Source organism: Lacticaseibacillus manihotivorans DSM 13343 = JCM 12514 (assembly GCF_001435035.1).
GTDB classification, from domain to species: Bacteria; Bacillota; Bacilli; order Lactobacillales; family Lactobacillaceae; genus Lacticaseibacillus; species Lacticaseibacillus manihotivorans.
The window spans coordinates 1-5,250 of the sequence record NZ_AZEU01000277.1 but is presented as its reverse complement, the minus strand read 5'-3'; the positions used below and the strand labels follow the sequence as shown (position 1 = coordinate 5,250).

The following is a 5,250-nucleotide window of genomic DNA, read 5'->3' as shown; positions in this document are numbered from 1 at the left end:
TTTATTTTGTCTGAGTGCTAACGATAGTGGCTAACTTGATTGTAAAACGCGGGTGTTCTTTTGATAAGTCCAGTTATCATTTTTTAAACTGAAACCTTTGACGGTAAACGGCCCGTTCGCCAAAACATCTGCCGAACTCGTGCCAAATTTCTTCCCAGTTTTCTTCACGAAAGCTTCGTTGACTGGCACATAAGGCGTCCCTGTCAACAGATCCTTCAAATAAGTCAGTGGCTCAGACAACGTCAATTGGAGTTTGTAGGTGCCCCAAGCTTTGGCACCGAGGCTTGATAATGGCTTTTTACCTGAGCGCACGGCTTGCCCATTTTTCAAAAAGTCTACCCGCGCGGCTTGGCTGGCACCGACTTTCGGATCGGCTAAGCGCTTGAACGCATAGACAAAATCTGCGGCAGTGACTGGTTTGCCATTGGACCACTTGGTGTGTTTCAAGGTGAAGGTGTACACCGTTTTGTCTGCGTTGGTGGTATAAGACTTCGCAACACCGGCGACGACTTTATTCTTCGCATCACGCGTGTACAAACCTTGCTGTTCGGCGTTGATCACTTCTGCAGATACGCTGAGCGTATATTGCGCAGGATCCAAGGTATCAGGATTGGCATTGATCGTGGTTTTGAACACTTTTTGCTTGGTGGTGGTCGCCTTTTGACCACAAGCCGCAAGCAATAACCCCAAACTGGTAAAAAGTAGTGTAACGGTGACCCATTTCATTCGATGTGACATGTGAATACCCCCATTGGCAAGCAATTGCACGCTGTGAACTGGTATCGTTCACGTCTCGACGAATGATTATTAGAAAACAATTGGTAATCATTCATCGTATGCCAAATATTTTAATGGGTTTCAAATTATAAGTCAATCTACTTTTTACAAACAATTGTTTACAAATTAAGGTACGATTCCACGATGCCGACAAAATAACTGGCCATCGGTGCGATCAGCGCATCATCGAAGTCGAACTTGCTGGTATGCACATAAGGTTTGTTCTTGCCACCACTCATCAGCGCGTAACACCCTGGCACTTCATCGAGCATGAAGGCAAAATCTTCCGACGCCATCACGGGATCGAATTTGGTGCGGACCTGATTGCCAAACACTTCGCGGGCCGCATTTTGGGCAATCTGGACGGGTTGTTCGGCATTGATCACCGCTGGTGAAATTTGAAAATGTTCGCATTGAATCTCCACGCCAAAAGCCTGCCCGACACCTTGCGCGATTTGATCGATGTGTTTGATCGTGGCATCGCGCACCGCACCATCAAGCGTGCGAATACTTAAAAATAGTTGGGCAGAATCAGGAATAACATTGTAAGTTTCTTTTGCCCCGGCTAAAAAGCTTCCCACCGTCACCACTGCCGCGTCAAGTGGTGAGGTATTGCGCGCCACGACACTTTGTAAGCTTTGAATCAACGCAGCACCAACAACAATGGGATCGACTGTGCGCTCAGGTGCTGACGCATGACCGCCGTGGCCATGAATGGTGATCCGCATGCGATCAGAGCTGGCCATCACCGCGCCTGATTGTAAGTAAATCGTGCCATCATCGAGATGCGGCCAGTTGTGATAAGCGAACAACATATCGCAAGGAAAACGGTTGAATAAACCGTCTGCCAGCATTTTCGGTGCGCCGTGCACCCCTTCTTCACCAGGTTGAAAAATCAAGTTGACCGTCCCATCAAACTGACCGTACTTTGACAAATAACGCGCTGTCGCCAACAACGTGGTGATATGTCCGTCATGACCGCATGCATGCATCAACCCAGGCACTTGGCTTTGATATGGCAACCCGGTGGCTTCGGTGATCGGTAAACAATCCATATCCGCGCGCAAGCCAATAGTCTTAGCAGACGTCCCTCGGCGTAGTTGACCCACTACCCCGTTGCACCCGACATGTTCAGTCACGGCAAAACCATAATCACGCAATTTCTCGGCGACTAATTGTGCTGTGTTGACCGTATCCAGTCCCAGTTCTGGGTGTTCATGTAAGTGATGGCGCAGTTGCGTGAATTCATCTTGCCACGCGTCCAGTGCCGCTAAATTGTGAGTCATAAAAACCTCCAGTGAAACTGTGATACGTTTGATTGTACCGCAAACATGAGATAATGGTTAATTTATCGTGATAAAACAAAAAGCCGCTGATCAGCGACTTTTTGTAAAACGAACTGTTTGGGCCACCGCATCGAATTCAGCGAAATCGCCGATTGGCGTGGTCATCATCGGCACCGTATGGCAAGAATCATAATCATAGATCACCGGCAACGGTTGGCCATTGAGCACTTCCAGTAAAATATCGATTGGCGCCCGCCCGGTTTTAGCATCATCAAACAGCGCGTGTTTTCCCAAAATCACCCCGCGGACTTGATCGAAAATACCGGCATTTTTTAACATGGCAAAGCTGCGTTCGACAGTGGCGGCATCTTTTTCCGCATCTTCAATGAACAACAGATCACCATGCGACAACTGCGGGAAATAAGGAGAGTGAATAAACCCACTCATGGTATTGAGATTGCCGCCGATGATCCGACCTGATAATTGCGGCGTTTGCGTGTAACCCCAATGATTGGCGTGCATCTGCTTAGGGGTGACAAAAGTTTCCCAGTTCGTATGATCGTCGGTCCAAGTTGTTGGGGCTTGAAGTAACGTATCGCCAGCCAGCACTGCTTGAAAGTCCTTCAGCGATTCCTCGACAATCGGTGACCACTCCCCAAACCCTGCCACCAGCGTCGGCCCATACAAGACCCGACAGTTTGGGGCTTGGGTATAAATAGCCAGCAACAAAGCGGTCACATCTGAATAGCCAACGATGGTTTTAGGATGGGCATTTAAATAATCATAGTCGAGGTACGGCAACATCGCATTGCTATTCATGCCACCGATCGTCGCCATTAAAATATCGACTTGCGGATCATGGATCAAGGCATTGAGTTCTGCCACCCGCGCTTGGATCGACCCGCTGCGATAGCCATCTGCTTGCCCAGTCAACGCACCAGCCACAAACTGATACCCAGCTGCTTGTAAAAAGTTCTGCGCTCGGGCAAAGCGTTGCGGACTGGTTGCCGTGATCGGCGTCGACGGTGAGAAAAAACCGATTGTGGTCATGTTGCATCCCCCCTTGTAGGTTAAAGGATAGCACAAAAAAATCACCTCACAAATGGTGAGATGATTCTCAATGATGATCTCAGTTAACGATAGTCTTCACGAAGATCCGCGCGAAGGAGTGCCGCTAATGTTTGCCTTCCGCGAAGATCGGACTTGCGGGTGTTAGTGTGCACTTTTAAGATGGCTGTCACCAAATTCTCTGGTTGGTGCTCCCATAATCCACGGACAAAACCATCAGTTTTGATCCCTTTCAATCCGAGACCGCCAATGGCTGGACTCGCTTTGAAATAAGCGCTGGGTTTAACATTGGTTTGCGATTCGCCATGATGACGATTGCGAAAACGTTGATAGCCAGCGATCCACTCTGGATTTGCATATAACTGAACACTTTCAATTTCTGGCGTCGTGACAAAATACTGCGTTTGGCGGACTTGCTTTTGATAAATCCGGGGCACTTTTTGCTCACGGGTAGGGCTATCAAGAACCACTAGCAAATCAATGCCGGCACCAAAATCCCGTTGCAAATACCGTTCTGCCAAATCTTGTGGTTTCATAAACCGCGGCACCACTGCCTCAATCAAATCTTCTTGCGTCACACTCAGAAAGTCATTCGCCAACAGAATTTCTAAAATGGTTTTTTCTGCCGTTCCTTCGGCTACGATGAGTGAACGTGTCATTTGGCATCCCCCGTTTTAGTATGAACACGCATATTTTGCGCGAGGGTCTTTTTCAACGCCACCAAGTGCGCATCACTCGGGGCAGTGCCGCCGATATAATTGGATTTGAACACATCACTTTTCTTGATGTCCCCACGAATATTCAGATCACTGTAGCGATACACGTGCGTTTGCTGCTTGCGAGCTAAGATATAGTTTTCATCCTTGCGTTCCGAATCATCGATCAGCTCGATATAATGCGTGGAATAAACCAATGTAGCGCCTAAAGTGTTGATTTGTGAATTTTGAAAAAAAGCAATGAAATCTTCAACGATCCGTTTATTGATGTGCAATTCCGCTTCATCCATCAACAAGGTTGCCCCTTTGCGCATCGCATTGAGCATTTGAAACAACAAGGTGATGCCGCGAACTGTACCAGAGGATAAGTACTGTTTAATTTCTTGAAACGACTGCACGATATAAGGATCACTTTGACCTTTAAACTTGAGCCGAACATCGATCACCTTACCGGTTTTTTCATCATGCTGATAGCGCAAATAGTCGATCGAATCATCCAAATATTGAAGCAGACTAGTTGGGGTTTCGTCGATGAACGTCATCACACGATTGGTATCGACTTCATCAACCATCGAAATGACTGGTGTGATGGCCGTATTGCGCGCAACAATCCGAAACAATGAATCTTTCGGGCTCAAAACCGCCTTCACTTCATCGTTCAACGTCGCTCTGCGTTGCCATAATTGTGGTGCCTTGAAAGCGAATTGGTCTTTTTTTCTCGCAGACGTCCCCAAACGTTTGGCATAGATATCTTCATCACCTACCGTCCACTTGTTTGGTTGCGCCTGGACAAACGTCGTCACAACTTGATAACGCATGCCATCTGTTTCGGCAAGATGGGCCGTCACGATAATATCACCACTACCCCGTAAACTCCCTTGCAAGGCAGTTTGATCAATCGATCGGTCTTCTAGGTAAAAGGCGCTCAGCCCATCGAATAAATTAAACAAGGTACTCTTCCCTGCCGCATTCACGCCAACAATACCGATGGTTTTATTGAGATACAATGCATTGCTATATTCAAAAACCCGATCAGCAGTCGCCCCATTGTTTTGGCCGACCGCTTGAATTGAAAATTTGGTGCCATCTTCAAACAAACCATGGCCGGTAATTTGAAATTCAATGAGCTTCATCAGGTCACCCTCCCTCAAGTATGAAAAACATTTACAACGTATTTGTCGTTGTCACCATCATGATATACAATTGTTTCATTCAAGTAAAGCATTTCTACCATATAATCCGTTGCAAATGAATCTATCGGTCATCCAATCAAAGACACAAAAAAATCACCTCACAAGGAGATGATTTCTCAAAAGGGCGTGCGGACGTTTTTCTGGACTTTCAACCACGGTATTCTTGCGGGCTCTTTCCTCCTAAAACTTTTTTTCTTCGCTTTGTGTTAT

5 protein-coding genes are annotated in these 5,250 nt (G+C 47.0%); all 5 read right to left on the bottom strand.

Annotated features, from left to right (window positions below):
* Positions 1-30: 30 nt before the first annotated feature.
* Positions 31-738 carry an ABC transporter substrate-binding protein gene (locus tag FD01_RS13840; RefSeq protein WP_056964867.1) on the bottom strand — a complete coding sequence of 236 codons (708 nt, stop codon included), beginning with the start codon at positions 736-738 and terminating at the stop codon, positions 31-33.
* Positions 739-896: 158 nt separating this feature from the next.
* Positions 897-2,063, bottom strand: coding sequence for a M20 aminoacylase family protein (locus tag FD01_RS13835; protein WP_054719413.1), 1,167 nt, complete (start codon positions 2,061-2,063; stop codon positions 897-899).
* 90 nt (positions 2,064-2,153) lie between these two features.
* Positions 2,154-3,113, bottom strand: a complete 960-nt coding sequence (locus tag FD01_RS13830; protein ID WP_056964865.1) for a S66 family peptidase — start codon at positions 3,111-3,113, stop codon at positions 2,154-2,156.
* A gap of 83 nt (positions 3,114-3,196) precedes the next feature.
* On the bottom strand, positions 3,197-3,790 hold the full coding sequence (locus FD01_RS13825) for a hypothetical protein (protein ID WP_056964862.1): 594 nt from the start codon (positions 3,788-3,790) through the stop codon (positions 3,197-3,199).
* The gene (locus FD01_RS13820; protein ID WP_056964860.1) at positions 3,787-4,980 is read right to left on the bottom strand and encodes an AAA family ATPase; all 1,194 of its coding nucleotides are present in this window, start codon (positions 4,978-4,980) and stop codon (positions 3,787-3,789) included. The genes FD01_RS13825 and FD01_RS13820 overlap by 4 nt, the downstream gene beginning before the upstream one ends.
* Between the last annotated feature and the right edge of the window lie 270 nt (positions 4,981-5,250).

Excerpts from the sequence above, each read along its gene's own strand:
- FD01_RS13820 (WP_056964860.1), bottom strand. The coding sequence starts at position 4,980 with ATGAAGCTCATTGAATTTCAAATTACCGGCCATGGTTTGTTTGAAGAT.
- FD01_RS13825 (WP_056964862.1), bottom strand. The coding sequence starts at position 3,790 with ATGACACGTTCACTCATCGTAGCCGAAGGAACGGCAGAAAAAACCATT.
- FD01_RS13835 (WP_054719413.1), bottom strand. The coding sequence starts at position 2,063 with ATGACTCACAATTTAGCGGCACTGGACGCGTGGCAAGATGAATTCACG.
- FD01_RS13840 (WP_056964867.1), bottom strand. The coding sequence starts at position 738 with ATGTCACATCGAATGAAATGGGTCACCGTTACACTACTTTTTACCAGT.
- FD01_RS13830 (WP_056964865.1), bottom strand. The coding sequence starts at position 3,113 with ATGACCACAATCGGTTTTTTCTCACCGTCGACGCCGATCACGGCAACC.